This window comes from Pseudomonas sp. GW821-FHT09C08 (genome assembly GCF_059418125.1).
On record NZ_JBWKPG010000002.1, the window covers coordinates 300451 to 325795 of the forward strand.

Annotated in this window: 22 protein-coding genes; 8 read left to right on the plus strand and 14 right to left on the minus strand. The window is 61.2% G+C overall.

All coding sequences use genetic code 11. The features are described 5' to 3' along the window. Positions 1 to 333 precede the first annotated feature (333 nt). Positions 334 to 927, plus strand: coding sequence for a LysE family translocator (locus AC07OJ_RS08000; RefSeq protein ID WP_065903126.1), 594 nt, complete (start codon positions 334 to 336; stop codon positions 925 to 927). 79 nt (positions 928 to 1006) lie between these two features. Here AC07OJ_RS08000 and AC07OJ_RS08005 read toward each other — a convergent pair whose 3' ends face one another. Genes AC07OJ_RS08005 through plsB form a run of 3 tightly spaced genes read right to left on the minus strand, consistent with a single transcriptional unit; the run spans position 1007 to position 4694 of the window. After that, a complete protein-coding gene (locus AC07OJ_RS08005; protein WP_065903339.1) occupies positions 1007 to 1696 on the minus strand; it encodes a DUF4197 domain-containing protein in 690 nt (229 codons plus the stop codon). 40 nt (positions 1697 to 1736) lie between these two features. Next, entirely contained in the window at positions 1737 to 2138 is a 402-nt protein-coding gene (locus tag AC07OJ_RS08010; RefSeq protein WP_106804971.1) for a YbaY family lipoprotein, read from the minus strand. Positions 2139 to 2189: 51 nt separating this feature from the next. Then, complete coding sequence (gene plsB, locus AC07OJ_RS08015) at positions 2190 to 4694, minus strand: glycerol-3-phosphate 1-O-acyltransferase PlsB (RefSeq protein WP_065903120.1); 2505 nt, start codon at positions 4692 to 4694, stop codon at positions 2190 to 2192. Between the two features lie 181 nt (positions 4695 to 4875). Here plsB and AC07OJ_RS08020 point away from each other — a divergent pair, with 181 nt between their 5' ends. Then, the gene (locus tag AC07OJ_RS08020) at positions 4876 to 5085 is read left to right on the plus strand and encodes a cold-shock protein (RefSeq protein ID WP_003219353.1); all 210 of its coding nucleotides are present in this window, start codon (positions 4876 to 4878) and stop codon (positions 5083 to 5085) included. Positions 5086 to 5257: 172 nt separating this feature from the next. Here AC07OJ_RS08020 and AC07OJ_RS08025 read toward each other — a convergent pair whose 3' ends face one another. The 4 genes from AC07OJ_RS08025 to AC07OJ_RS08040 form a co-directional block, all read right to left on the minus strand. Continuing rightward, a complete protein-coding gene (locus AC07OJ_RS08025; RefSeq protein ID WP_106804969.1) occupies positions 5258 to 5635 on the minus strand; it encodes a hypothetical protein in 378 nt (125 codons plus the stop codon). A 48-nt stretch (positions 5636 to 5683) separates the two neighbouring features. Next, positions 5684 to 6493: a putative RNA methyltransferase gene (locus AC07OJ_RS08030; protein ID WP_262134481.1), complete on the minus strand. Its 810-nt coding sequence runs from the start codon at positions 6491 to 6493 to the stop codon at positions 5684 to 5686. After that, positions 6493 to 7644, minus strand: a complete 1152-nt coding sequence (dapE, locus tag AC07OJ_RS08035) for a succinyl-diaminopimelate desuccinylase (RefSeq protein ID WP_495094353.1) — start codon at positions 7642 to 7644, stop codon at positions 6493 to 6495. Before dapE ends, AC07OJ_RS08030 begins: the two co-directional genes overlap by 1 nt. A gap of 252 nt (positions 7645 to 7896) precedes the next feature. Further along, positions 7897 to 10488 (minus strand): glycosyltransferase, encoded by a 2592-nt coding sequence (locus tag AC07OJ_RS08040; protein ID WP_065903110.1) that lies wholly within the window; start codon positions 10486 to 10488, stop codon positions 7897 to 7899. A gap of 211 nt (positions 10489 to 10699) precedes the next feature. On the opposite strand from AC07OJ_RS08040, the gene tcdA reads away from it, so the two are divergent. Next, positions 10700 to 11515 carry a tRNA cyclic N6-threonylcarbamoyladenosine(37) synthase TcdA gene (gene tcdA / locus AC07OJ_RS08045; RefSeq protein ID WP_495094354.1) on the plus strand — a complete coding sequence of 272 codons (816 nt, stop codon included), beginning with the start codon at positions 10700 to 10702 and terminating at the stop codon, positions 11513 to 11515. A 247-nt stretch (positions 11516 to 11762) separates the two neighbouring features. Here tcdA and AC07OJ_RS08050 read toward each other — a convergent pair whose 3' ends face one another. The 4 genes from AC07OJ_RS08050 to AC07OJ_RS08065 all read right to left on the minus strand — a co-directional run bounded on the left by AC07OJ_RS08050 (position 11763) and on the right by AC07OJ_RS08065 (position 14823). Beyond that, a complete protein-coding gene (locus AC07OJ_RS08050; RefSeq protein WP_495094355.1) occupies positions 11763 to 12176 on the minus strand; it encodes a SufE family protein in 414 nt (137 codons plus the stop codon). Then, the gene (locus AC07OJ_RS08055) at positions 12173 to 13378 is read right to left on the minus strand and encodes an aminotransferase class V-fold PLP-dependent enzyme (protein WP_495094356.1); all 1206 of its coding nucleotides are present in this window, start codon (positions 13376 to 13378) and stop codon (positions 12173 to 12175) included. Before AC07OJ_RS08055 ends, AC07OJ_RS08050 begins: the two co-directional genes overlap by 4 nt. Positions 13379 to 13447: 69 nt before the next feature. Further along, positions 13448 to 14482 (minus strand): 2,3,4,5-tetrahydropyridine-2,6-dicarboxylate N-succinyltransferase, encoded by a 1035-nt coding sequence (dapD, locus tag AC07OJ_RS08060; RefSeq protein WP_495094357.1) that lies wholly within the window; start codon positions 14480 to 14482, stop codon positions 13448 to 13450. Between the two features lie 32 nt (positions 14483 to 14514). Further along, positions 14515 to 14823 carry an arsenate reductase gene (locus tag AC07OJ_RS08065; protein WP_229999207.1) on the minus strand — a complete coding sequence of 103 codons (309 nt, stop codon included), beginning with the start codon at positions 14821 to 14823 and terminating at the stop codon, positions 14515 to 14517. A 267-nt stretch (positions 14824 to 15090) separates the two neighbouring features. Between AC07OJ_RS08065 and AC07OJ_RS08070 the strand changes: the two genes are divergently transcribed. Next, positions 15091 to 16734, plus strand: coding sequence for a Na+/H+ antiporter (locus AC07OJ_RS08070; RefSeq protein ID WP_065903095.1), 1644 nt, complete (start codon positions 15091 to 15093; stop codon positions 16732 to 16734). 12 nt (positions 16735 to 16746) lie between these two features. On the opposite strand, the gene dapC is transcribed toward AC07OJ_RS08070, so the two are convergent. From dapC to map, 3 genes are all read right to left on the minus strand, one after another. Beyond that, positions 16747 to 17946 carry a succinyldiaminopimelate transaminase gene (dapC, locus tag AC07OJ_RS08075; protein ID WP_495094358.1) on the minus strand — a complete coding sequence of 400 codons (1200 nt, stop codon included), beginning with the start codon at positions 17944 to 17946 and terminating at the stop codon, positions 16747 to 16749. 143 nt (positions 17947 to 18089) lie between these two features. Beyond that, complete coding sequence (locus AC07OJ_RS08080) at positions 18090 to 20792, minus strand: [protein-PII] uridylyltransferase (RefSeq protein WP_495094359.1); 2703 nt, start codon at positions 20790 to 20792, stop codon at positions 18090 to 18092. 66 nt (positions 20793 to 20858) lie between these two features. Beyond that, positions 20859 to 21641 (minus strand): type I methionyl aminopeptidase, encoded by a 783-nt coding sequence (map, locus tag AC07OJ_RS08085; RefSeq protein WP_065903086.1) that lies wholly within the window; start codon positions 21639 to 21641, stop codon positions 20859 to 20861. A gap of 387 nt (positions 21642 to 22028) precedes the next feature. On the opposite strand from map, the gene rpsB reads away from it, so the two are divergent. The 4 genes from rpsB (at position 22029) to frr (ending at position 25343) form a co-directional block, all read left to right on the plus strand. Continuing rightward, positions 22029 to 22766, plus strand: a complete 738-nt coding sequence (gene rpsB / locus AC07OJ_RS08090; RefSeq protein ID WP_003189158.1) for a 30S ribosomal protein S2 — start codon at positions 22029 to 22031, stop codon at positions 22764 to 22766. A 203-nt stretch (positions 22767 to 22969) separates the two neighbouring features. Then, a complete protein-coding gene (tsf, locus tag AC07OJ_RS08095) occupies positions 22970 to 23833 on the plus strand; it encodes a translation elongation factor Ts (RefSeq protein WP_025855127.1) in 864 nt (287 codons plus the stop codon). A 212-nt stretch (positions 23834 to 24045) separates the two neighbouring features. Continuing rightward, on the plus strand, positions 24046 to 24789 hold the full coding sequence (gene pyrH, locus AC07OJ_RS08100; protein WP_003189161.1) for a UMP kinase: 744 nt from the start codon (positions 24046 to 24048) through the stop codon (positions 24787 to 24789). Then, entirely contained in the window at positions 24786 to 25343 is a 558-nt protein-coding gene (gene frr, locus AC07OJ_RS08105) for a ribosome recycling factor (RefSeq protein ID WP_016974404.1), read from the plus strand. Before pyrH ends, frr begins: the two co-directional genes overlap by 4 nt. The last annotated feature ends 2 nt before the right edge of the window (positions 25344 to 25345 follow it).

Sequence of the window (25345 nt, forward strand, 5' to 3'; positions counted from 1 at the left end):
TCACATCGAAGTAAGCGGGATCTGGAGGAAAGGGTATCGAATATGGAAAAAAAATCGGTTAACTGGCCTGCGCAATCCATGAGCGGTATCTCGATCCAGAATAACAACCACAACACCAACACCCTCATCAGCCGCTGAATGCTTTGATTGTCTGCGTGCGTCTTTTCGCACTCTGCAATTGCAAGAGCCCCGAACACCACGGGGCGTTTGCTTTTTTCACGATAAATAACCGCCTCTGTGATACAACGCCCCCAACACTTTGTTCGCCAGGTTGGCAGCCGTAACCGCCATCGGCGCAAAGACCATCGATCATGACCGACTTAGGATAATTTCATGCTGGGTACCGTTTCGGCGCTGGTGCTGCTCCTGGCTGTGCCCGGGCCGACAAACACCCTGCTGCTGCGCGCGGGCATGCTGCTTGGTTTTCGGACGTCGTGGAAACTGGCCTTCGTCGAGTGCTTGGCCTACGTGCTGCAAGTCTCCCTGTGGGGCGTTGCACTGGTTTATCTGGCCGCGTATTCGCCTTGGGCATTGAAGGCTACGCAAATGGCCGCGGCCTGTTACTTGCTGTACGTTTCCTACCAGCTATGGCAACGCAAGGGCGAAACCATCACCCCAGGCAAGGATCGATTCTCCGGGCTTTATTTCTTCTGGCTGACAGTGATGAATCCCAAGGGCCTGTTGATCGTTTCCTTCATCGCTCCAGCGCACACATTTACCGCGCTGGCGGACTACGCGCTCTTCATGACTACGCTGGCGCTGGTAGTGATACCCGTGGGGTCGGCCTGGATAATGCTCGGCGGTCAATTCGAGGGTATCCGCAAGACCTGGCTGACGCCCTTGAAGATCAATCGTGCGACCTCTGTGGCCATCTGCTGTTTTGCCACGCTCATGATAGGGCGACTGGCTGACTCGCTCTTTTATTGAGCCGGTGACATAAAAACGCCAGGCATCGTGATGAACGACCCTGGCGTTGTGAGGGGGGCACCCAACGGGCGATCTGGAATTACAACGCGCCAAACACCTTCTTCGCCAGGCTGGTCGCCGCAGCGGCCGGGTTCTTGCGAATCGTTTCTTCCTGCTGCGCAATCATCTTGAACAAACCGTCCAATGCCTGCTCGGTCACGTAGTTCTCGACGTTGGCGCTCTTGGCATCCACAGCGCCAAAGGCTGCGGCCTTGCCGGCCAGGGCGTTGTACTGCTGGGCCACGCCGACCTTGTCGGTGGCGGCCTTGACGATCGGCAGGAACTTGGCGCGGATTTCTTCGCGGCTGCTTTTGTTCAGGTACTGAGTGGCCGAGTCCTGGCCGCCGGTGAGAATGCCCTTGGCGTCGGTCACGCTCATGTTTTTCACGGCATTGACCAGGATCGGCTGGGCCTGGGTCACGGCGGTTTCGGCGGCCTTGTTCATGCTGGTTTCGAGCTGGGTGACCTGGTCGCCCATGCCGAACATTTTCAACTTGTCGGCGACTTTGCCGAGCTTGCCTGGCAGACCGATCTTCACTTCAGGGTTGTTGCTGAAACCGCCGGGCACGCCCAGTTGTTTCACGGCGATCTGTGCGCCCTGGGTCAGTGCGTCCTTGAGACCGCCGGTGGCGTCGCCCTGGGACAGGCTGCCAAGGTTCAAGGCCATGGCGTTGGCGCCGAACAGCAGGCCGGCGCACAGGGCAGTGAGGCGAAGGGAATTACGGAGCATGGGCGCTTCCTTATGTGCGTAAATCAAGTGTTCGATGAATTCACTGAGCGACCGCATCAACCCGCAGGCGCAGCGGCTGTGGATCCTGGCCGTTGAGCTGCACAGCGTGCCGTTCGGTGGTGATAAACAGTAGCTTGCCATCCAGTTCGATGCGAGCACTCACCGCATAACTGTGGCCCGGCTTGACCTGGGCCGGGTCGTAGCTGAGGTGAAACGGCAGCGGCACCTGGCCTTTGACCGGGCCTTTCTGCTCGGCCAGGACCACCGCGGGCGCGTCTGCCAGGGACACGTCCTGCAGGCTGACGCTCAAGGTGGCGGCGGGCGGCAGGGCAATGCGCTGCAGGTAGAACACTTCGCCATCGAGGTTGGCCTTGGGGGTCGGGCTCATGGATTGGCAGGCTCCGAGCAGGGCGGTGAGGCCCAGGAGGATGATCTTTTTCATGGTACAGCTCCTTTTCAACGGCGCCGGCATCTAACCGGCGCCTTATTCAATCTAGCGGCTTTCTTCGGTTTCGACAGGCGCCTCAGCCGCACCGTCCACACGATGCAGGGCCACCTGGCGGATCGACAGGCGAATGTCCGCCGGCAACACGCGTTTGGCGGCGCCTTCGGCGAGTTCACCGAGCAGGTCGTGGTAGCTCAACTTGCCGGCCTCGTCGCGGCGCAGCACATCTTGCTCCAGCAAGGTCTGGATGAAATGTCGGAAAAGGCTCTTGTCGAAGAATTCCGGGGCGTTGAGGCCATGCAGGATCGACAGGCGCTGGGCCATGATCGTGCACAGGTCTTCCAGCTCTTCGGCGCTGATGCTGTTCTGGCCGCTGTTGAGCAACAGCGAAATCGCCATGTAGAAGCGTTGCAGGGTCTGGGCGATGCTCTTGGACAGCAGTGTCAGCAGCACGAAGTGCCGCGAACTTGGCGCCGGGCGCAGGTACACGTTGTTCTCGAAACGCAGCAGACCCTGTTCGACAAACGCCTCCAGCCATTGGTCGATCACACTGTCCAATTCTTCCAGCGACCAGCGGATAAACAGTTCCGATTGCAGGTACGGGTAGAGTGCGTGGGTGTAGCGCAGGATCTGCTCGCGGCTCATCCGCGAACTGCTCTGGAAGAAGCTTGCCAGCAGCGCCGGCAGGGCGAAGATGTGCAGCACGTTGTTGCGGTAGTAGGTCATCAGGACGGCGTTCTGCTCGTCCAGGTACAGAATCTTGCCGAGAGCGTCGCTCTGTTCCGACAGCAGGTCCATGTCCTTGACGTGCTTGATCAGCGCCAGGCCATCGCCTTCGGGCAGGGTGGTGTGCGGCGAATACGGCACGCGGCGCAGCAGCGCCAGGTACAGGTCGAGCTGGCGGGCCATGGCCTGTTCATCCAGGGCCAGGCGCGTGGTGGACAGCAGCGCCAGGGCCACCAGGTTCACCGGGTTCACGGCCGCCGCTTCGTTAAGATGGCGGGCCACCTGCTCGCCGAGGCGGTTGGTGGTTTCGTTGAGCCAGGCCGGCTTGTAGGTCGGTCCCAGTTCCTGGGCGCGCCAATCCGGTTGTTCGGCGTCGAGAAATTCCGCCAGCTTGATCGGCTCGCCAAAGTTGACCGCCACCTGGCCGAAGCGCTGCTTGAGTGCGCCGACCACTTTGAAAATATCGAAGATCGACTCTTTCTTCTTGCTCGCGCCCCGCAGCTCGCCGAGGTAGGTGCGGCCTTCGAGCACGCGCTCGTAGCCGATGTACACCGGCACGAACACGATGGGCATGCGCGAAGAGCGCAGGAAGCTGCGCAGGGTGATCGCCAGCATCCCGGTCTTCGGCTGCAGCATGCGCCCGGTGCGCGAGCGCCCGCCCTCGACGAAGTACTCCACCGGGAAGCCTTTGGTGAACAGGGTGTGCAGGTATTCGTTGAACACCGAGGTGTACAGCGGGTTGCCCTTGAAGGTGCGGCGCATGAAAAACGCACCGCCACGGCGCAACAGGCTGCCGATCACCGGCATGTTGAGGTTGATCCCGGCGGCGATATGCGGCGGCGTCAGGCCGTTCTTGAACAGCAGGTACGAGAGCAGCAGGTAGTCGATATGGCTGCGGTGGCAGGGCACGTAGATCACCTCGTAGCCCTGGGCAACCTTTTGCACACCTTCGATGTTATTGACCTTGATGCCGTCGTAGATCTTGTTCCAGAACCAGCTCAGCACCACTTCGAGGAAGCGGATCGCGGTGTAGGTGTAGTCCGAGGCGATCTCGTTGCCGTAGCGCAGGGCCTGGGCCTTGGCTTTTTCCGGGCTGATCTTTTCGCGCTCGGCCTCGTCGGCAATGGCCTGGCGTACCAGCGGCATGTTCACCAGGCCCTTCACCAGGTTGCGGCGGTGGGACAGGTCGGGGCCGATCACCGCAGTCTTCAGGTTACGAAAGTGCACACGCAGGATGCGCTGGGCCATGCGCACGGTGCGTTCGTGCCCTTTATTGTGCTCGATCAATTCACGCAGGTTGATAGGCGCAGAGAATTGCACACGGGTCTTGCGACCGAGGATCAGGATGCTCAACAGCCGGCGCAGACGCCCGGTGACCGCCCAGCTATCGGCGAACAGCAGCTTCCATGGGCTGGACTCGCTCTCGGGGGACTGCCCCCAGAACACGCTGACCGGAATGATTTGTGCATTCTCTTCGGCGTGCTCGGTCAGGGTGTTGACCAGGCGGGTCAGGGTCGGCGGCGCACCGCGCTTGTCCTGGCGGCCGAGCCAGTCTGGTTCCGGCGTGAGGTAGAAAAATGCGGCGGGCTCCATCAGCGGCCCCACCGACACCGGCAGCACCGGGCGCGGCAGGCCGGCCTTGGTGCACTCGGCATCGACCACGGCGAGTTCGCTGAGGGAGGGCGATTGCAGGACGTAGAACACCGGCCGGCTGCGGTCCAGGTTAAGGGTAAGGGACGACTGGTTGATCGTCTCCGAGCGAACCCAGAGGTACAACAGTCGGCGCAAGGTGCCAAACACCAGACGGCGGAACGGGGAGCGGGTCATAGGCGAGCTGCTTCAAGTGGAAAAAACCGAGCAGGCGCTCGGGCGAGTAGTGTGCCGTATTCGCCGAAAATCGGCAAAAAAGCAGCGATGTAAACTTGAGTTGATCGTTTTTGAGCCTGTCATATACTCGGCAGTTCCAGTGAGCGACTCAACAATAAAAACGCATGTGGGAGCAAAACAGATGGCAACGCGCGAAACCGGCAATGTGAAGTGGTTCAACGATGCAAAGGGCTATGGCTTTATTCAACGCGAAGACGGCAAGGATGTGTTTGTGCACTACCGCGCCATTCGCGGTGAAGGCCACCGTTCGTTGGCCGAGGGCCAGCAGGTGGAGTACGCCGTGGTGACCGGCGAGAAGGGGTTGCAGGCGGAGGATGTGGTGGGGCTGTAACCCGATAGGCACAACACACCTTTAAATGTGGGAACCCGGTCGAATGTGGGAGCCGGGCTTGCCCGCGATAGCATCGCCGCGGTTTGGCTGAATGACCGAGGTGGGCCCATCGCAGGCAAGCCAGCTCCCACATTTGATTGGGTTTGCACATTGAGGCCTTGTTAGCCTGACTTTATGCGGTTTTCCAGGTGATCTGCTCTTCACCGTCCGCGCTGATGCGAATCCAGGTGTCGGCACTTTCCTCACCTTCTTCTTCCACCCACGTACCCGGTGCGCAACGCACTTCGACGTTCAGCGCGGCAAATGCGGCGCGGGCGCAGGCGATGTCGTCTTCCCACGGGGTCTGGTCACTTTCCAGGTACAGGCTGTTCCACTTGCCTACGGCTTTCGGCAGCCAGGTAACCGGTACGCTGCCGGCCGTGCACTTGTAGGTCTGGCCCTTCTGGACCCAGTCGGTGCAAGGGCCCAGGGCGGCGCCCAGCCAGGCGGCGATGGCCTTGTGGTCGACGTCAGCGTCCTTCAGGTAAATCTCGATATCGGGTTGGCGCATGGATGTTCCTCGTTGCGGGATTCGAAAATCCATTCGCGGAAAAGTCAGTTATTGAAGCACGAAATAATCGTAGCGCATCGACACCGTGACCTGCAGCGGCTCTACCGCTTCGATCACCTCGGCACGGCGCTCGGCACTCGCACGCCAGCCGTGGGGCGTCATGGCCAGCAGGTTGGCGCGGTCCTTGGGCTCGGCCAGGCTCAGGGTGAACGACAGCGTTTCAGTGTGCGCCAGGCTCATGCCTTCCGGCACCAGGGCCAGGTGCTTGTCGTCGGTGTACTCGCGCACTTCGTCGTACAAACGCTCGCGCAACTCCATCAGGTGGCCGGCGGTAGGGCCAACCTTCATCAAGCCACCGCCTGGGCTGAGCAGGCGTTTGGCCTCCTGCCAGTCCAGAGGGCTGAATACGCTGGCGATAAACTGGCAACTGGCATCGGCCAAGGGCACGCGGGCCATGCTGGCGATCAACCAGGTCAGTGCCGGGTTGCGCTTGCAGGCGCGCTTGACCGCTTCCTTGGAGATATCCAGGGCATAGCCGTCGGCATGGGGCAGGGCATCGGCGATTTGCGCGGTGTAGTAACCCTCGCCGCAGCCGATGTCCACCCAGCGTTGCGGTGCACGTTCGCGAGCCAGTTCGGCCAGGCGCCTGGCCACTGGGGCGTAGTGCCCGGCGTTGAGGAAATCGCGGCGCGCCTCGACCATCGCGAGGTTATCGCCCGGGTCGCGGCTGTTCTTGTGCTGCACCGGCAACAGGTTCAGGTAACCCTGGCGGGCACGGTCGAAACGGTGCCCGGCCGGGCACGCCACGCCGTTGTCCACCGCGTTGAGCGGTGCGCTGCAAATGGGGCAGGCAAGCATCAGGCGAGCAACTTGATCAGGGTCTGGTAGTAGATTTCGGTCAGCACATCGAGATCGCTGGCCAGGATGCGTTCGTTGACCTGGTGGATCGTCGCGTTCACCGGGCCCAACTCGACCACCTGGGTGCCGAGGGTCGCGATGAAGCGCCCATCGGAGGTGCCGCCACTGGTGGAGGCCTTGGTTTCACGACCGGTGATCGCCTTGATGCTGGCCGATACGGCATCCAGCAACGCGCCCGGTTCGGTCAGGAACGGCAGGCCCGACAGCGCCCATTCCACGTGCCAGTCCAGGTCATGCTTGTCGAGAATGGCCGCGACGCGTTGCTGCAGGCCTTCTACCGTGGATTCGGTGGAGAAACGGAAGTTGAACACCGCCGTCAGGTCGCCAGGGATCACGTTGGTAGCGCCGGTGCCGGAATTGAGGTTGGAAATCTGGAAGCTGGTCGGCGGGAAGAAGGCGTTGCCATCGTCCCAATGCTCGGCGGCGAGTTCCGCCAGCGCCGGGGCCGCCAGGTGGATCGGGTTCTTCGCCAGGTGCGGATAGGCCACGTGGCCCTGCACGCCGCGCACGGTGAGGGTGGCACCGAGGGAGCCACGACGGCCATTCTTGACCACGTCGCCCACCAGCGCGGTGCTCGACGGTTCGCCGACGATGCACCAGTCCAGGCGCTCCTTGCGCGCGGCCAGGCGTTCGATCACGGCCTTGGTGCCGTGGTGCGCCGGGCCTTCTTCATCGCTGGTGATCAGGAAGGCGACCGAGCCCTTGTGGTCCGGGTAGTCAGTGACAAAACGCTCGGAGGCCACCAGCATGGCGGCCAGGCTGCCTTTCATGTCCGCTGCGCCACGCCCGCAGAGCATGCCGTTGTCGTCGATCAGCGCGTCGAACGGGTCGTTCTGCCAGGCCTGTACCGGGCCGGTCGGCACCACGTCGGTGTGGCCGGCGAAGCACAGCACCGGGCCATCATGCTTGCCATGGGTGGCCCAGAAGTTGTCCACGTCCTCGATGCGCATCGGCTCCAGTGCAAAACCGGCGTCGCCCAGGCGCTGCATCATCAGCTTCTGGCAGTCGGCATCGATCGGCGTCACCGAGGGGCGACGGATCAAGTCGATGGCAAGTTGAAGGGTCGGCGAAAGGTCGGCATGGGCCGTCATGGGGAAACTCCGGAAAGCGTGTCGTGGGCGCAGGACGTAGGTGGGATTCAGAGCCTGGATGGCACCCTTCCAATGTGGGAGCTGGCTTGCCGGCGATAGCATCGCTGCGGTGTGCCTGGCAGACCGCGGCGTCTGCATCGCCGGCAAGCCAGCCCCCACAGGGAATTGGGCCAGGCCAAGTCTCACAAAACGGCCGTTATCTTATAGCAAAACGGCGGCCAGAGGCCGCCGTTTAGTGCATTGCGCGAGTTTTTACTCCGCCGTTGCCGGCTCAACCGTCGGTGCCGGTTTGGGCAGCGACGAGAGGAACGCCATGATCAACGCCGCTACATAGGGCAGCGACTGCACCAGCAGCATGACCACCCAGAAGCGCATGTCATTGCTCGGCAGGCCCTGCACCAGGTAGATCCCCAGCGCCGCGCCCCACAACAGCAGCATGATGAACATTTCTTCGCGGGCTTCGGAAATCGCTACCCAGAAGCCGTGGTTATCCGCGTTTTTCGGTGTACGAAAGAACGGAATGCTGGTGGTGAAGAAGCCGTACAGCACCGCTTTGGCGATGGTATGGGACAACGCCAGCCCGGCGAGGGCCGCGCAGAACGCATCTTTCAAGTTCACGCCCACCGCACGGCGGTAGAGGAAGATGATCTTGCCGACCTTGAACACGAACAGCGCCAACGGCGGGATCGCGAAAATCAGCAGCGGCGGGTCGACCCGGGTTGGCACGATGATCATCGCCGCCGACCACAACAGCGCGCCGACGGTGAAGAAGATGTTCATGCCATCCGCCACCCACGGCAGCCAGCCCGCGAGGAAGTGATAGCGCTGGCCACGGGTCAGCTCGGTGTCCTTGCCGCGCAACAGGCTGGCGGTGTGCCGCTTGATGATCTGAATCGCACCGTAGGCCCAGCGGAAACGCTGTTTCTTGAAGTCGATAAAGGTATCCGGCATCAGGCCCTTGCCGTAGCTGTCGTGGTAGTACGCCGCCGACAGGCCTTTCTCGAACACACGCAGACCAAGTTCGGCATCTTCACAGATGCACCAGTCGGCCCAGCCGAGCTCTTCGAGCACCGAGCGGCGGGTCATGGTCATGGTGCCGTGCTGGATGATCGCGTCACGGTCGTTGCGGGTAACCATGCCGATATGGAAGAAGCCTTTGTATTCGGCGTAGCAGAGCTTCTTGAAGGTGCTTTCGTTCTGGTCGCGGTAGTCCTGCGGCGATTGCACGACCGCGATTTTCGGGTCGGCGAAGTGCGGCACCATGTGCTTGAGCCAGTTCGGCGACACGCAGTAGTCCGAGTCGATCACCGCGATCACTTCGGCATCTTTAGCGGTGTGCGGGATCAGGTAGTTCAGCGCGCCGCCCTTGAAACCGGCCAGGGGCGCGACGTGGAAGAACTTGAAGCGCGGGCCCAGGGTTGCGCAGTAGTCACGCACCGGCTCCCACACCGCCGGGTCCTTGGTGTTGTTGTCGATGATCAGGACTTCGTAGTCCGGGTAATCGAGCGCGGCCAGGGCGTCGAGGGTCTGTTTGACCATCTCTGGTGGCTCGTTGTAGCACGGCACGTGGATCGACACTTTCGGGCGGTAGTCCGAATCCCCTTCAACCGGCAGGAATTCACGCCGGCGCTTGTGAGTCCAGACCGCTTCGGCCAATTCGTGGGCTTCGGTCAGCAACACGATGAATACGCCCAGCGCACCGAGCGCCAACAGGAATCCGACCGTCAGGCTGAACCAGGTGCTGTATTGCTGGCTGTAGTCGTAGCCGATCCACACCAGCACCGAACCGCACAGGAACGCGATAAAGGTCAGGAAGGTGCGGCCACGCTGGCGCAAGGCCGAGCCGTCGATCATCAGCAGGGTCAGGGACAGCAGCGCAAGCACCACCGAACCGATGGCCAGCACGCGCCACTGCGGGATGGCGACCACCGGGCCTTCGAAGTTGAATTTCTGCTGGCGCGCGGCGTTGTACACGCCCCAGTAGGCGCCTACCGAACCTTCATCGCTGGCTTTCCACGGCTGGTCGAAGGCCTCGATCACGAAGTAGTTGTAGCCCTGGCGGTTCAGCGTATTGACCAGCTTGCGCAGGTAAATTGCCTGGTCCGCCGGCGAGGCGTCAGCACCACCGCGCATGCGCCCGTTGCTCGGCCAGCCAACCTCCGACAGCAGCAACGGCTTTTTCGGGAAGGTCTTCTTCAGGTCCCTGGCACGGTCGAGTACGAACTGGCCCGCCTGGTCGACCGGAATATGTTCCCAGTACGGCAGGATGTGCGCGGCGATCAAGTCGACGTGCTTGGCCAGTTGCGGGTTATGTTCCCAGATGTGCCATTGCTCGGAGGTGGTCACCGGCACTTTCACGGCGGCGCGCACGCGGTCCAGCAGCACGATCAGCGCTTCGGGGGTGATTTCTTCACGGAACAACGCTTCGTTACCGACAACTACCCGCACAACGCTGCGCGAGCTGTTGGCGATCTCGATGGCGCGCTGGATTTCACGCTCGTTGCGCTCCAGGTCCGGGCTGATCCAGATCCCCAGCGTCACGCGCAGGCCGAACTCTTCGGCGAGCTTGGGGATATCCCCCAGCGTACCGTCGACCGAGTAGGTACGGATGTTGTCCGTCAGCTTGCTCATGATCGCCAGATCCTGGCGCATCTGGTCGTCGGTCGGGTACTGGTCTTTCTGCGGGTACTGGCCTTGCTGGAACGGCGAGTAGGAAAAACCGGAGATCTGCTCGGGCCAGTTAGGGGTGGTGACCGGGCGGTTGATCAGCGCCCAGAAGCCGGTGAACAGCGCGGCAATTGCCAGCACCACCACCAGGTTGAGTCCAAATTTACGCGATGACATGGCTATTTCGGGTTCCAAAGGGTGTGGAACGAAAAGAGGTGTCGGCCTACGCCGAACGGCGCGCATCCTACACCGGCGCTTCCCTGAGCGTATAGCAGACAGAGAAAAGCCGGACGTTAGTCAGCGAAAGACCACCTAAGTTCTTTACTTGTAACTTGTAGCTTAAAACTTGCCGCTGCGTAGCCCATAATGCGCGCCGGTTTTTGGGGTAATGGTCATGAGTACAGAAGATCCGCGGTTTGCAGGCGTCGCCCGCTTGTATGGCATTGAAGGCCTGGAGCGCTTGAAAGCGGCCCATGTGGCAATCGTCGGCGTTGGCGGCGTGGGCTCCTGGGCGGCCGAAGCCATGGCCCGCTGCGGGGTGGGCGAGATTTCGCTGTTTGACCTGGACGATGTCTGCGTCAGCAACAGCAACCGCCAGTTGCACGCCCTGGACAGCACCGTGGGCAAGCCCAAGGTCGAAGTGATGGCCGAGCGCCTGCGCGGCATCAATCCGGATTGCACGGTGCACGCGGTGGCCGACTTCGTGACCCGCGACACCATGGCCGAATACATCACGCCGAACATCGATTGCGTGATCGACTGCATCGACGCCGTCAACGCCAAGGCCGCGCTGATCGCTTGGTGCAAGCGCCGCAAGATCCAGATCATCACCACCGGCGGCGCGGGCGGGCAGATCGACCCGACGCTGATCCAGGTCTGTGACCTGAACCGTACCTTCAACGACCCGCTGGCCTCGAAAGTGCGTTCCACCTTGCGCCGCGATTACGGCTTTTCCCGCACCGTGACCCGCCATTACAGCGTGCCGTGCGTGTTTTCCACCGAGCAGCTGCGCTATCCCAAGCCGGACGGCAGCATCTGTTTGCAGAAGAGTTTTGTCGGGGACGGGGTGAAACTGGACTGCGCGGGTGGGTTTGGCGCGGTGATGATGGTCACGGCCACGTTTGGCATGGTGGCGGCGACCAAGGCCGTGGACAAGATCGTAGCCGGCGTGCGCAGGCCGTCGGAGCGGGTCAAGCCTGAGTGAATCTCACTGCCCAGTACGTGCTTAAAAGGTAGGAGCTGGCTTGCCTGCGATAGCCTCACCGCGGTCTGACTGATAGACCGAGGTGCCTGCATCGCCGGCAAGCCAGCTCCCACATTTGATCTCCATCTGCCCGGTTGCCTGAGCCACACCTCAATTCCTGTGGGAGCTGGCTTGCCCGCGAAGGCAGTGTGTCAGTTGATGCATCAGGTGCCTGACACACTGCTTTCGCAGGCCAGCCAGCCCACGTTTAGTTTTGTCTACTGCTTAATTCGCGCATGCGTTGCAAGACGGCATTCAGGCCATTGCTGCGCGACGGCGACAGCTGCCGTGACAGGCCCAGTTGTGCAAACCAGTCTGGCAGGTCAACGGCTTGCAACTCACTGGCCGACAAGCCATTGACCCGTGCCAGCAGCAACGCCACCAACCCCCGAATCATCCGCGCATCGCTGCTGGCAGCAAACTGCCAGTGGTCGTCCTCTAAACGTCCCACCAACCACACCAGGCTTTCACAGCCCTGCACCAGGTTGGCGTCGACCTTGTCCTCATCCGCCAATGGCGGCAGGCGCTCGCCCCATTGCATCAGCATCCGCGCGCGCTGCTCCCAACTGCCGACCGCCTGGAAGGCTTCCAGCGCGGCTACCGCATCCAACGGCAGGCTCATCGCAGCATATCCAGCGCCTGGTCGAGCGCTTCAAAGAAGCGTTCCAGGTCATCGGAGTCGTTGTACAGCGCCAGGGACACACGAATGGCCCCGGACAAATGCAGCGCCTTGAGCAGTGGCATCGCGCAATGATGGCCGGCGCGAACGGCAATGCCTTGCTCGGTCAGCAGGTGCGCCAGGTCGGCGTTGTGCACGCCCTCGACCACGAAACTCACCAGCGCCACCTGCGGCGCACCCAGCACACGCACGCCATTGCGTGCCTGCAGCCCGCGCAGCAGGTAGTCATGCAGTGCCGCTTCATGCGCGGTCACTGCCTGCTCGTCCAGTGAGCTCAGGTAATCCAGGCTGGCACCCAGGCCGATCACACTGGCAATCGGCGGCGTTCCGGCCTCGAAGCCCAGCGGCGCGGGGCGAAAGCTGGCGCTGTGATAATCAGCCTGCTGCACCATCTCGCCGCCGAACTGCCAGTGGCGCAGGTGATGCAGGGCTTCATTGCGGCCAAACAGCACACCGACGCCGTCCGGGCCGTACAGTTTGTGGCTGGAAAATACATAAAAGTTGCAGCCCAGGGCCTGCACATCGTGGCGACCGTGGACGATGCCTTGCGCGCCATCGACCACCGTCAGCGCGCCATGGGCCTTGGCCAGTGCCAACAAGGGCTCCAGCGGCTGCCAGGTACCGAGCACGTTGGACAGCTGGCTCACCGCCAGCAGGCGTGTACGTGGGCCGATCAACTCGGCAGCGGCATGCAGGTCGATCACGCCGTCAGCGTCCAGCGGCAACACCACCAGCGTAAGCGCGCGACGTTTGGCCAGTTGCTGCCAGGGCAGCAGGTTGGCGTGATGTTCCAGGGCGCTGATGACCAGCTCATCGCCCGCATTGAATAAGTGCTCGAGGCCATACGCCAAGAGGTTCAGCGCTGAGGTAGCGCCATGGGTAAACACGATTTGCCCGCTGTCACCTGCGTTCAACCACTGCGCAACCTTGCTGCGACTGTCCTCGAAGGCCTGGGTCGCATGGGCACCCGGCAAATGTTGGGCACGGTGCACATTGGCTGCGCCATTGGCGTAGTAATGGCTGATGGCATCCAACAGGGCTTGGGGTTTTTGTGTGGTGGCGGCGTTGTCCAGGTAGGTCTGGTCTTGCCGTTGCAGGGTGGCGATGGCCGGAAAATCGGCGCGCCAGGGGGAGGGCACAAGCATGGTGATCAAGACTCGTATAAGCGAGCCGCAACCCGAAGGCGCGGCCCGCTAGTGGCATCGAGTGGCTGCTTAGTTGTGAGCGTGCAGCGCTTCGTTCAGTTCGATGGCCGATTTGTGGGTTTTGCACTCCACGGCACCGGTCTCGGAGTTGCGGCGGAACAGCAGGTCCGGCTGGCCGGCCAGCTCGCGAGCCTTGACCACCTTGACCAGTTGGTTCTGCTCATCGAGCAGCGCGACCTTGGTCCCGGCGGTGACGTACAGGCCCGATTCCACGGTGTTGCGGTCACCCAACGGGATGCCGATACCGGCGTTGGCGCCGATCAGGCAGCCTTCGCCGACCTTGATCACAATGTTGCCGCCGCCCGACAGGGTGCCCATGGTGGAGCAACCGCCGCCCAGGTCCGAGCCCTTGCCGACGAACACGCCCGCCGAAACACGGCCTTCGATCATGCCCGGGCCTTCGGTGCCGGCGTTGAAGTTGACGAAACCTTCGTGCATCACCGTGGTGCCTTCGCCCACGTAGGCGCCCAGGCGGATACGCGCGGCGTCAGCGATACGCACGCCGGCCGGTACCACGTAGTCGGTCATTTTCGGGAACTTGTCCACCGAGAACACTTCCAGCAGCTCGCCACGCAGGCGCGCTTCCAGTTGGCGTTCGGCCAGTTCGTTGATGTCGATGGCGCCCTGGCTGGTCCACGCTACGTTTGGCAGCTGCGGGAACACACCGGCCAGGCTCAGGCCATGTGGCTTGACCAGGCGATGCGAGAGCAGGTGCAGCTTGAGGTAGGCCTCAGGCGTGGAGGTCAGTGCGGCGTCTTCGGCCAGCAGGGTGGCAACCAGCGGGTTGTGGCTTTCAGCCAGGCGGCTCAGCAGCGCGGCCTGGGCAGCGTCGACGCTTTTCAGCGCGTCAGCCAGTTGCAGGGCTTGGGTCACGGTGAAGGTGATCGCCTGGTTGCCTTCGCTGTAGCTAAGGATTGGCGCGATGGCGGCAACGATTTCAGCCGATGGGTTGAGCAAGGGTTGTGCGTAAAACACTTCCAGCCAAGCACCTTGGCGGTTCTGAGTGCCGACGCCGAAGCCCAGGCTGAACAGGGAATTGGACATGCTGTTACCTCTACAAAAATGGAAGGGCTGGCCTACTTGAGGGCCGCCGAATAACTATCTGGCTTGAAGCCAATCAGGGTTCTGTCACCGAGATCAAGCACCGGGCGCTTGATCATCGAGGGTTGTGCGAGCATCAGTTCAATAGCTTTCGACTGATCGAGATCGGCTTTGCGTTCGTCTTCGAGTTTGCGAAAGGTGGTGCCCGCACGGTTCAAAACCACCTGCCAACCGTGCTCGTTGCACCATTGGGTCAAGTGTTCGCGGTCAATACCGGCCGTTTTGTAGTCATGGAACTCATAACTGACGCCGTGCTCATCGAGCCACGTGCGCGCCTTTTTCATGGTGTCGCAGGCTTTGATGCCGAAAAGGTGCAACGTTTTGCTTGAAACGGTCAAGGAATTGCCCCCCTTTGGACAAATGAAACTGAAAGGTCACGGATTATGCCACGGCCAGCGGGTTTGGGTGCCTCTCGTCAGCACCGTGCGACTTTTGTGCAAAGGCCAGCGCGCAGCATAGGCGAGTAACATAGCCCGGTAATATGGCACTTCAACGGCCAGTTGTTGCCTGATAGGTGTCGTTGAAAGTCGATTGTCCGGGAAACCCGCGTTATGCAAACCGCCTACACCGTTCTTATCCTGCTGATGCTGGTCAGCGTTTCGCGCCTGGTCGGGCGCATCATTCCATTGCCATTGCCCCTCGTACAGATTGCCGCCGGCGCCTTGCTGGCATGGCCCACGCTGGGATTGCATGTGGCGCTGGACCCGGAGCTGTTCCTGTTTCTGTTCCTGCCGCCGCTGCTATTCTCCGATGGCTGGCGCATGCCCAAGCGCGAATTGTGGCGCCTGCGCGGGCCGATCCTGACGCTGGCCGTGGGGCTGGTGCTGTTCACTGTGGTCGGTGCCGGCTACTTCATCCATTGGCTATTGCCGACGATTCCTTTGCCGGTGGCCTTCGCCCTGGCCGCCGTGCTGTCGCCGACGGATGCCGTGGCGGTGTCGGCGATTGCCCAGAACCGTTTGCCGACCCCCCTGATGCATATGCTCCAGGGCGAGGCGTTGATGAATGATGCCTCGGGCCTGGTGACCTTCAAGTTTGCCCTGGCAGCGGCGTTGACCGGCGTGTTCTCGTTGGCCGATGCCAGCCTGACCTTTGTGTTGGTCGCGGTGGGGGGCCTGGCAGTCGGGGTAGCGCTGAGCTGGCTAGTCGGGCGCCTGCGCGCCTGGATGATCGCGCGGGGCTGGGACGACCCGGCGACCCACGTGGTGTTCATGTTGCTGCTGCCGTTTGCCGCCTATGTGCTGGCTGAACGCCTAGGCGCCTCGGGCATCCTGTCGGCGGTCGCCGCGGGCATGATGCAAAGCTGGCTCGACCTGCTGCCGCGCCAGACCAGCACGCGCCTGCTCAACCGCAGCGTCTGGTCGCTGCTGGAGTTTGCTTTCAATGGCTTGATCTTCCTGCTGTTGGGCCTGCAATTGCCGGACATCATCAAGGCCGTGGTCAGCCATGAGCCGACGCTGTGGCCGACCTTGTTGTATCGCTGCCTGGACGTGATCGCGATTTTCCTAGTGCTGGTGGTGTTGCGCTTTATCTGGGTGCAAAGCATCTGGCGCCTGTCGGGCTTGCTCCGCCGCCTGCGTGGGAAAAGTGAGTTGACCCTGGTGCCCACTGCGCGCTCCTGCTGGCTGTTGACCGTCGGCGGTGTGCGCGGTGCGGTGACCCTGGCCGGCGTCATGTCGGTGCCATTGTTGCTGGCGCCGGGCCAGGATTTTCCCGAGCGCGACCTGCTGATCTTCATCGCGGCCGGCGTGATCCTGCTGTCGCTGATTGCCGCCTGTATCGCTTTGCCGCTGCTGTTGCGCGGCATCGAAAAAAGCCCGGATGAAAAGCGCCACAACGAGGTACGCGAGGCCTGGAAAAAGACTGCGGTGGCCGCAATTCATGCCCTGGAGACAGAGGAACCCGCCGAAAGCGGCACCCCGGACGCCGCCCAGGCCGCACTGGCGACCGAGCTGAAGGCGCGGCTGATGTCGGAATATCGTCATCAACTGGAGGTGTTCAACGACTCGGCAGAAGCCCAGGCGCTGGCGCAGCAGATGGATCAGCTTGAGCGCAAACTGCGCCTCAAGGCCCTGCGTGCGCAGCGGTTGGAGCTGTACAGCCTGAGCCGTCATCACCAGATTGGTGATGACGTATTGCGCGAAGTGTTGGCGGATCTGGATATGAGCGAGGCGAACCTGGGTCAGGTGAAGTGACTTGTGGGGCGCTTAGCGGCGACGCTGGATAAAGTCGCGAATCCGCTCAGCCGCCTCCACACACTCTGCCAATGGCGCGACCAGTGCCAGGCGCACACGCCCGGCGCCGGGGTTGAAACCGTCGACTTCCCGCGACAGGTACGAACCTGGCACCACGGTCACGTGTTCTTCCACGAACAGGTCGCGGCAGAAGGCGGCATCGTCGCCATTCACATTCGGCCACAGGTAGAACCCGCCGTCCGGGGCCTGTACGTCCAGCACCGGCTTGAGGATTGCCAGCACGGCGTCGAACTTCTCGCGATACAGGTCGCGGTTGGCCTGCACGTGGGCTTCGTCCTGCCAGGCGGCGATGCTCGCCAGTTGGGTTTGCACGGGCATGGCGCAGCCGTGGTAAGTGCGGTACAGCAGGAAACCCTTGAGGATTTCGGCATCGCCGGCCACGAAGCCCGAGCGCAGGCCTGGCAGGTTGGAGCGCTTGGACAGGCTGTGGAACACCACGCAACGCTTGAAGTCCTTGCGACCCAGCGCCACGCAGGCGCTGAGCAGGCCTGGCGGCGGGGTCTGTTCGTCGAAGTACAGCTCGCTGTAGCACTCGTCGGCGGCGATCACGAAGTCGTATTCGTCGGCCAGGGCGATCAGTTTTTTCAGTGTGTCGACCGGGATCAGGGCGCCGGTCGGGTTGCCTGGGGAGCACAGGAAGAGGATCTGGCAGCGTTTCCAGATATCGGGCGAGACCGCATCGAAATCCGGGTTGAAGCCATTTTCGTCCAGGCACGGCAGGTAGTGCGGCTTGGCCCCTGCCAGGAACGCGGCGCCTTCGTAGATCTGGTAGAACGGGTTCGGGCTGACGACCAGCGCGTCGTCGCCGCGGTTGACCACGGTCTGGGTGAAAGCGAACAAGGCCTCACGGGTGCCATTGACCGGCAGGATGTTACGCGCCGGATCGAGCCTGCCCTTGGGCACATTGAAGCGGCGTTCGCACCAGGCGCCGATGGCCTCGCGCAGGGCCGGGATGCCCAGGGTAGTGGGGTAGACCGCCATTTGGTCGAGGTTGTTGCTCAGCGCTTCGGCGACGAATGCCGGCGACGTGTGCTTCGGTTCGCCGATGGACAGCGCGATCGGGCGTTTGTCCGGGTTCGGCGTGACACTGCCGAGCAGGGCGCGCAATTTCTCGAACGGGTAGGGCTGCAGCTGGTTCAGGGCGTTGTTCATAAGGGCCTCAATCACGGTGGGCACGGACCCTGTGGGAGCTGGCGTGCCTGCGATGGCATCGCGTCGGTGTAGCTGATACACCGAGCGGCCCGTATCGCAGGCAAGCCAGCTCCCACACGGATCGTGTTTACAACGTTAAATAATCAAATGGTCAGGCGCGACAGCTCGACGCCGGGTTCCTGGGTCACGCTCAACTGCTGGACGATGGCCTCCTGCAAGCGGCGGCACAGTTCAGGGTCGGACAGCGGCTGGTTATCGGCATCGGTAATAAAGAACACGTCTTCCACGCGCTCGCCGAGGGTCGCAATCTTGGCGTTCTGCAACGACAGGTCGAACTCCAGGAAAATCCCGCCGATACGCGCCAGCAGGCCTGGCCGGTCCGGGGCGCTGAGTTCCAGCACCGTCACCGGGCGCTGGGCGTCGTTGGAAATGGTGACCTGGGGCGCGAACGCAAAGTGCTTGAGCTGGCGCGGTACGCGGCGCTGGATGATGGTCGGATAGTCATCCGGGTTACGCAGCGCTTCGGTCAGGCCTTCGCGGATCTTTTTCACGCGCACCGGGTTGTCGCCAATCGAGTCGCCGTCGGTGTCGAGCACGATATAGGTGTCGAGGGTGAACTGGCTGCTGGAGGTGATGACCCGGGCGTCATGGATGTTCAGGTTGAGCTGGTCCATCGCCGCCACGGTCACGGCGAAGAAATCGTGCTGGTCGGGGGCGTAGATGAAAATCTGCGTGCCGCCTTCGAATTCGCGCTGGGTGGTTTCCTTGATCAGCACCAGCGGGCCGCCATCGGCAGGCTGCTGCAGGATCGCGTCAGTGTGCCAGGCGACATCACCGGCGGTGTGGCGCAGGAAATAATCGTCTCCCAGTTGCGACCACAGTTGTTCGACGTCGTCCGGGTCGTTGCCGCCGCGCACCAGGATATCCAGGGCTGCGCTTTGCGTACGGCGGATCTGCTCCTCGCGGTCCACCGGGTTTTCCAGGCCGCGACGCAGGGCGCGCTTGGTCTCGGTGTACAGCTGGCGCAACAGGCTGGCGCGCCAGGAGTTCCACAGCGTCGGGTTGGTGGCGTTGATGTCGGAGACGGTCAGCACATACAGGTAATCGAGGCGGGTTTCATCGCCGACGATCTGCGCGAAATCATGGATCACCTGCGGGTCGGACAAGTCCTTGCGCTGGGCGGTGGTCGACATCACCAGGTGGTTCTGCACCAGCCAGACAATCAGGCGGCTGTCCCACAGCGGCAACTGGTGGCGCTGGCAGAAGGCCTCGGCATCCACTGCACCGATTTCCGAGTGGTCGCCATGCCGGCCTTTGCCGATGTCGTGGTACAGGCCGGCCAGGTAGATCAGCTCCGGCTTGGGCAGCCTGGCCATTAGCTTACTGGCCAGCGGGAATTTCTCTGACACCTGGGTGTACTGCAACTTACGCAGGTGCTTGATCAGGTTGAGGGTGTGGGCGTCCACCGTATAGATGTGGAACAGGTCGTGCTGCATCTGCCCGACGATAAAGCCGAATTCCGGCAGATAGCGCCCGAGAATGCCGTAGCGGTTCATCCGACGCAGGTTGCGGTGGATGCCGATCTTGCACTTGAACAGCTCGATGAACAGGCTGGTGTTGCGAATGTCGTGGCGAAAATCGTCGTCGATCAGGTGACGGTTTTCTCGCAGCAGGCGAATGGTGTCGGCGCGCACACCTTTGATTTCCGGCTGTTGGGCCATCAGCACGAAGATTTCCAGCATGGCGAACGGGGTGCGGCGGAACACGTTGTCGTTGCGCGCCTCGATATAGCCGTCATGCAATTGGAAGCGCGAGTTGATCGGCTGCGGCGGCGCTTCGTCTTCAGGGGCCAGGATCACTTCTTCGAAGTGCTGGATGATCAGGTCGCTGAGCTGGGCGATGCTCATGACCACCCGGTAATACTGCTGCATGAAGCTTTCGATGCTGGTCTTGGCGTCCTCGCCTTCGAACCCCAGCAGGGTCGCGATGGAGCGCTGGTGGTCGAACAGCAGGCGGTCTTCGGCGCGTCCGGCGAGCATGTGCAGGGCGTAGCGCACTTTCCAGAGAAACTCCTGGGACGAAGCCAACAGGGCGTTTTCGCTCTCGACCAGGAACCCTTCGCCCGCGAGGGCGCGCAGGTTCAGGGTGCCGTACTGGCGACGGGCAACCCACAAAATCGTCTGGATATCCCGCAGCCCGCCGGGCGAGCCTTTGACGTTGGGTTCCAGGTTGTATTCGGTGTCGTTGTACTTGTGGTGGCGGGCCTTCTGCTCGGCACGCTTGGCCAGGAAGAAGTCCTTGCTCGGCCACATGTTTGCGGTACTGGTGACTTCGAGCATGCGCTGGCGCAGGCGCTCGGGGCCGGCGATGGTGCGGCTTTCCATCAGGTTGGTGATCACCGTCAGGTCGGCGCGGGCCTCTTCGGCGCACTCGTCCACCGAACGCACGCTCTGGCCGACTTCCAGGCCGATGTCCCACAGCAGCGTCAGAAATCGCTCGATGGAATCGCGAAAGATCTCATGATCGGCGCTGTCCAGCAGGATCAGCAGGTCGATGTCGGAGTAGGGGTGCAACTCGCCGCGACCGTAGCCGCCGACCGCCACCAGGGCGATGTCGGCGTCTTCGCTCCAGCTGAACTGTTCCCAGGCCTTCTGCAGGATGTTATCGACGAACCAGGCGCGGTCCTCGATCAGCCGACGGATGTCCCGGCCGCTGCGAAAGCGCTCGTCGAGCACCTCGCGAGCCTGGCGGATAGCTTTCTTGAAAGCGGCGATAGGGCTCGCCTTCAGGGCCAGTTCGGCCTGGAACTGGCCACGGTCGAAGAGTTCGGGATCCACCTGGGGCATCGATCGGCTTTCCTTTCTATCTAACAGTCAGTCACAACACAATGGGGGAAAACCAAGGCTGCTGCCTTACGCCGAAACGCGAGGGATCGTGTCGTCGGCGCGCAGGGTGAAGATCTCGTAGCCGGTCTCGGTGACCAGCAGGGTGTGTTCCCACTGGGCCGAGAGCTTGCGGTCCTTGGTGATGGCGGTCCAGCCGTCGCCCAGCACCTTGGTGTCGGCCTTGCCCTGGTTGATCATCGGCTCGATGGTGAAGGTCATGCCGGCCTTGAGTTCCATGCCGGTGCCGGCACGGCCGTAGTGCAGGATCTGCGGCTCCTCGTGGAACACTGTGCCGATGCCGTGCCCGCAGAATTCGCGCACCACCGAGAAGCCGTTCTTTTCAGCATGCTTCTGGATCACTTCACCGATGTCGCCCAGGCGGCAGCCAGGCTTGACGATTTCGATGGCCTTGTACATGCATTCCTGGGTGACCTGGGACAGGCGCTCGGCCCAGACCGGCACGGTGCCGACGTGGAACATGCGGCTGGTGTCGCCGAAGTAGCCATCCTTGATCACGGTGACGTCGATGTTCAGGGTGTCGCCTTCCTTCAATGGCTTGTCACCCGGGATCCCGTGGCAGACCACGTGGTTGACCGAGGTGCAGATCGACTTGGGGAACCCCTTGTAGTTCAGCGGCGCAGGGATGGCCTTTTGCACATCGACTATATAGTCGTGGCAGATCTGGTTGAGCGTTTCGGTGGTGACGCCTGGCTTGACGTGCTCGGCAATCATTTCCAGCACGTCGGCAGCCAGTTTGCCGGCGATGCGCATGCCGGCGATGTCTTCGGCGGATTTCAAACTAACGGTCATACAGGCTCTCTCTAGCGCGACGCGCTGAAATCAATACGGTTTACGGGTGTGCGACAAAAGGTTGCAGAACTCGCACAAGCCCCAAAAAACGCGATTCTAACAGACGATGGCGTCAAATCATGACCCTCTGATGATCGCTTCTCTCTATCAGATGGGGCTAAATTCGCTCTATTCAAAGGGTTACGCCAATGCCGCGCACGGCAAATGTGATTGCGGGTTTCGTTTTCGCCCTTCGTGTGGTATAAAATGCGCCGCTTTCCGGGGATACCCCGCAAAGCTTAAATCCACACACGTGTCGACACGATGACCTGGGTGCCGGAGGCCTTGCTGCCGCTGGTTGGTCATTGGGATACGTGGAGGCCAAACCCGACTTATTAAGGAACTATCATGTCCCAAGTCAACATGCGCGATATGCTGAAGGCCGGTGTGCACTTCGGTCACCAGACCCGTTACTGGAACCCGAAAATGGGTAAGTACATTTTCGGCGCGCGTAACAAGATCCACATTATCAACCTTGAAAAAACCCTGCCAATGTTCAACGAAGCTCTGACTTTCGTAGAGCGCCTGGCCCAGGGCAAAAACAAGATTCTGTTCGTCGGCACCAAGCGTTCCGCTGGCAAGATCGTTGCTGAAGAAGCAGCACGTTGCGGTTCGCCGTACGTCGATCACCGCTGGTTGGGCGGCATGCTGACCAACTTCAAAACCATCCGTGCTTCCATCAAGCGTCTGCGTGACCTTGAAGTGCAAGCCGAAGACGGTACTTTCGCCAAGCTGACCAAGAAAGAAGCGCTGATGCGCTCCCGTGACCTGGAAAAGCTCGATCGTTCCCTGGGTGGTATCAAGGACATGGGCGGTCTGCCTGACGCGCTGTTCGTTATCGACGTTGATCACGAGCGCATCGCGATCACCGAAGCCAACAAGCTGGGCATCCCGGTTATCGGCGTAGTCGATACCAACAGCAGCCCGGAAGGCGTTGACTACATCATCCCAGGCAACGATGACGCAATCCGCGCTATCCAGCTGTACATGGGTTCGATGGCTGATGCTGTAATCCGTGGTCGCAACCACGTTGCTGGCGGTACCGAGCAGTTCGTTGAAGAAGCTCCGGTAGCAGCCGCTGAGTAATTGACGCCCTGGCGTTGACTCAGTAAGCAAAAAGGGGGCTTGGCCCCCTTTTTGCCACCTCGAAAACCATTTGTGGGCGCCCACTTGTGGCAGCGCAACCTAGCGACTGTAACGTGCAGCGGCCTACAACGGAGATTCGGGAAGAATTGATCGCCCGTTTGATCGGGTGGAATGGTTGAAAACCTATCCAAGAGGATTTTGAAATGGCAGAGATTACTGCAGCGTTGGTTAAAGAACTGCGTGAGCGCACCGGCGAAGGCATGATGGATTGCAAAAAGGCCTTGACCAAGGCCGGCGGCGACATCGAAAAAGCCATCGACGACATGCGTGCTTCGGGCGCCATCAAGGCCGCCAAGAAAGCCGGTAACGTTGCTGCTGAAGGCGCCATCGCCCTGAAGGAAGACGGTAAATCCGCAGTCCTGCTGGAAGTGAACTCGCAGACCGACTTCCTGGCTCTGCAGGATGACTTCAAGGCATTCGTTGCTGCCAGCGTTGAAAAAGCATTCGCTGACAAGCTGACGACCGTTGAGCCTCTGATCGAAGCTCAAGAAGCTGCTCGCCTGGTACTGGTCGGCAAGGTTGGCGAAAACGTCAACATCCGTCGCCTGGCTCGCGTTGAAGGTGATGTTGTCGGTGGTTACCTGCACGGCAACAAAATCGGTGTAGCGGTAGTTCTGAAAGGCGGCGACGTTGAGCTGGCCAAAGACATCGCTATGCACGTTGCTGCCAGCAACCCTGAGTTCCTGCTGCCTTCGGAAGTTTCTGCCGAAGCGATCGAGCGTGAAAAAGCTGTGTTCCTGCAGCTGAACGAAGAAAAAATCAAAGGCAAGCCAGAAAACATTGTTGAGAACATGGTCAAGGGCCGTATCAGCAAGTTCCTGGCTGAAGCAAGCCTGGTTGAGCAGGCGTTCGTCAAGAACCCTGAAATCAAGGTTGGCGAACTGGCCAAGAAAGCCGGTGCTGAAATCGTTTCCTTCACTTACTTCAAAGTAGGCGAAGGCATCGAGAAGCCGGTCGACAACTTCGCTGAAGAAGTTGCTGCCCAGCTGGCTGCCGCCAAGCAATAAGACAGTTTTCAACTGTCGCCCAAAAGAGGCTGCCCGCTCACGCGCGCAGCCTCTTTTCAAATGGGCAGGCCGATTTTATTTGGCTTACCCTCGGAACTGGCTTACAAAGCCGTGTTCCGATGGCGCTGTGACAGCGTCCAGCTAGAGTGAACGCAAGCCGTAAACGGCTCGCCAAGAATTTTTTAAAAAATACGCCGCAGGAGAGATTCGCAATGGCTCAGCAGGGCAGTGGTTATCAGGCTCGCTATAAACGCATTCTACTCAAGCTTAGCGGCGAGGCCCTGATGGGCTCGGAAGAGTTCGGGATCGATCCCAAGGTGCTCGATCGCATGGCGCTTGAAGTCGGCCAACTGGTCGGTATCGGCGTGCAGGTCGGCCTGGTGATTGGCGGCGGCAACCTGTTCCGCGGCGCGGCACTGAGTGCGGCCGGCATGGATCGGGTAACCGGCGACCACATGGGCATGCTGGCCACTGTGATGAACGCCCTGGCGATGCGTGACGCCCTGGAGCGTGCCAATATCTCGGCTATCGTGATGTCGGCTATTTCCATGGTTGGCGTGACCGATCACTATGATCGCCGCAAAGCCATGCGCCACCTGAACTCCAAAGAAGTGGTGATCTTCGCTGCGGGTACGGGCAATCCGTTCTTCACCACGGACTCGGCTGCCTGCCTGCGCGCCATCGAGATCGATGCCGACGTAGTGCTCAAGGCCACCAAGGTGGACGGCGTCTACACCGCAGACCCATTCAAAGACCCGCATGCCGAGAAGTTCGATCATCTGACCTACGATGAAGTGCTGGATCGCAAGCTGGGTGTGATGGACCTGACGGCTATTTGCCTGTGCCGCGACCACAAGATGCCGCTGCGCGTATTTAACATGAACAAGCCCGGCGCCCTGCTGAACATCGTACACGGCGGCGCGGAAGGGACTCTGATCGAGGAAGGCCAACAATGATCAACGAAATCAAGAAAGACGCCCAAGCGCGTATGCAGAAATCCCTGGAGTCTCTGAGCCATGCTTTTGGCCAGATTCGTACCGGCAAGGCTCACCCAAGCATCCTGGGTAGCGTGATGGTGCCTTACTACGGCGCTGACACCCCGCTGAGCGGCGTGGCCAACGTCACTGTGAAAGACTCGCGCACCCTGCAGGTCGTGGCGTTCGAGCGCAACATGCTCGCTGCCGTCGACAAGGCAATCCAGAGCGCTGGGCTGAACCTCAACCCGACCAACCTGGGCGAGTTGCTGCTGATCTCCATGCCTGCCCTGACCGAAGAAACCCGCAAGGGCTTCACCAAGCAGGCGCGTAGCGCCGCGGAAGATGCTCGTGTTGCCGTGCGCAACATCCGTCGTGATGCCCTGGGTGACCTGAAGAAGCTGGTCAAGGACAAGGAAATCAGCGAAGACGAAGAGCGTCGCGCCGTCGCCGATATCGACAAGCTGACCAAGGACGCCGAGGCCCAGATCACCAAGGCCACGGAAGAGAAAGAAAAGGACCTGATGGCCGTATAAGG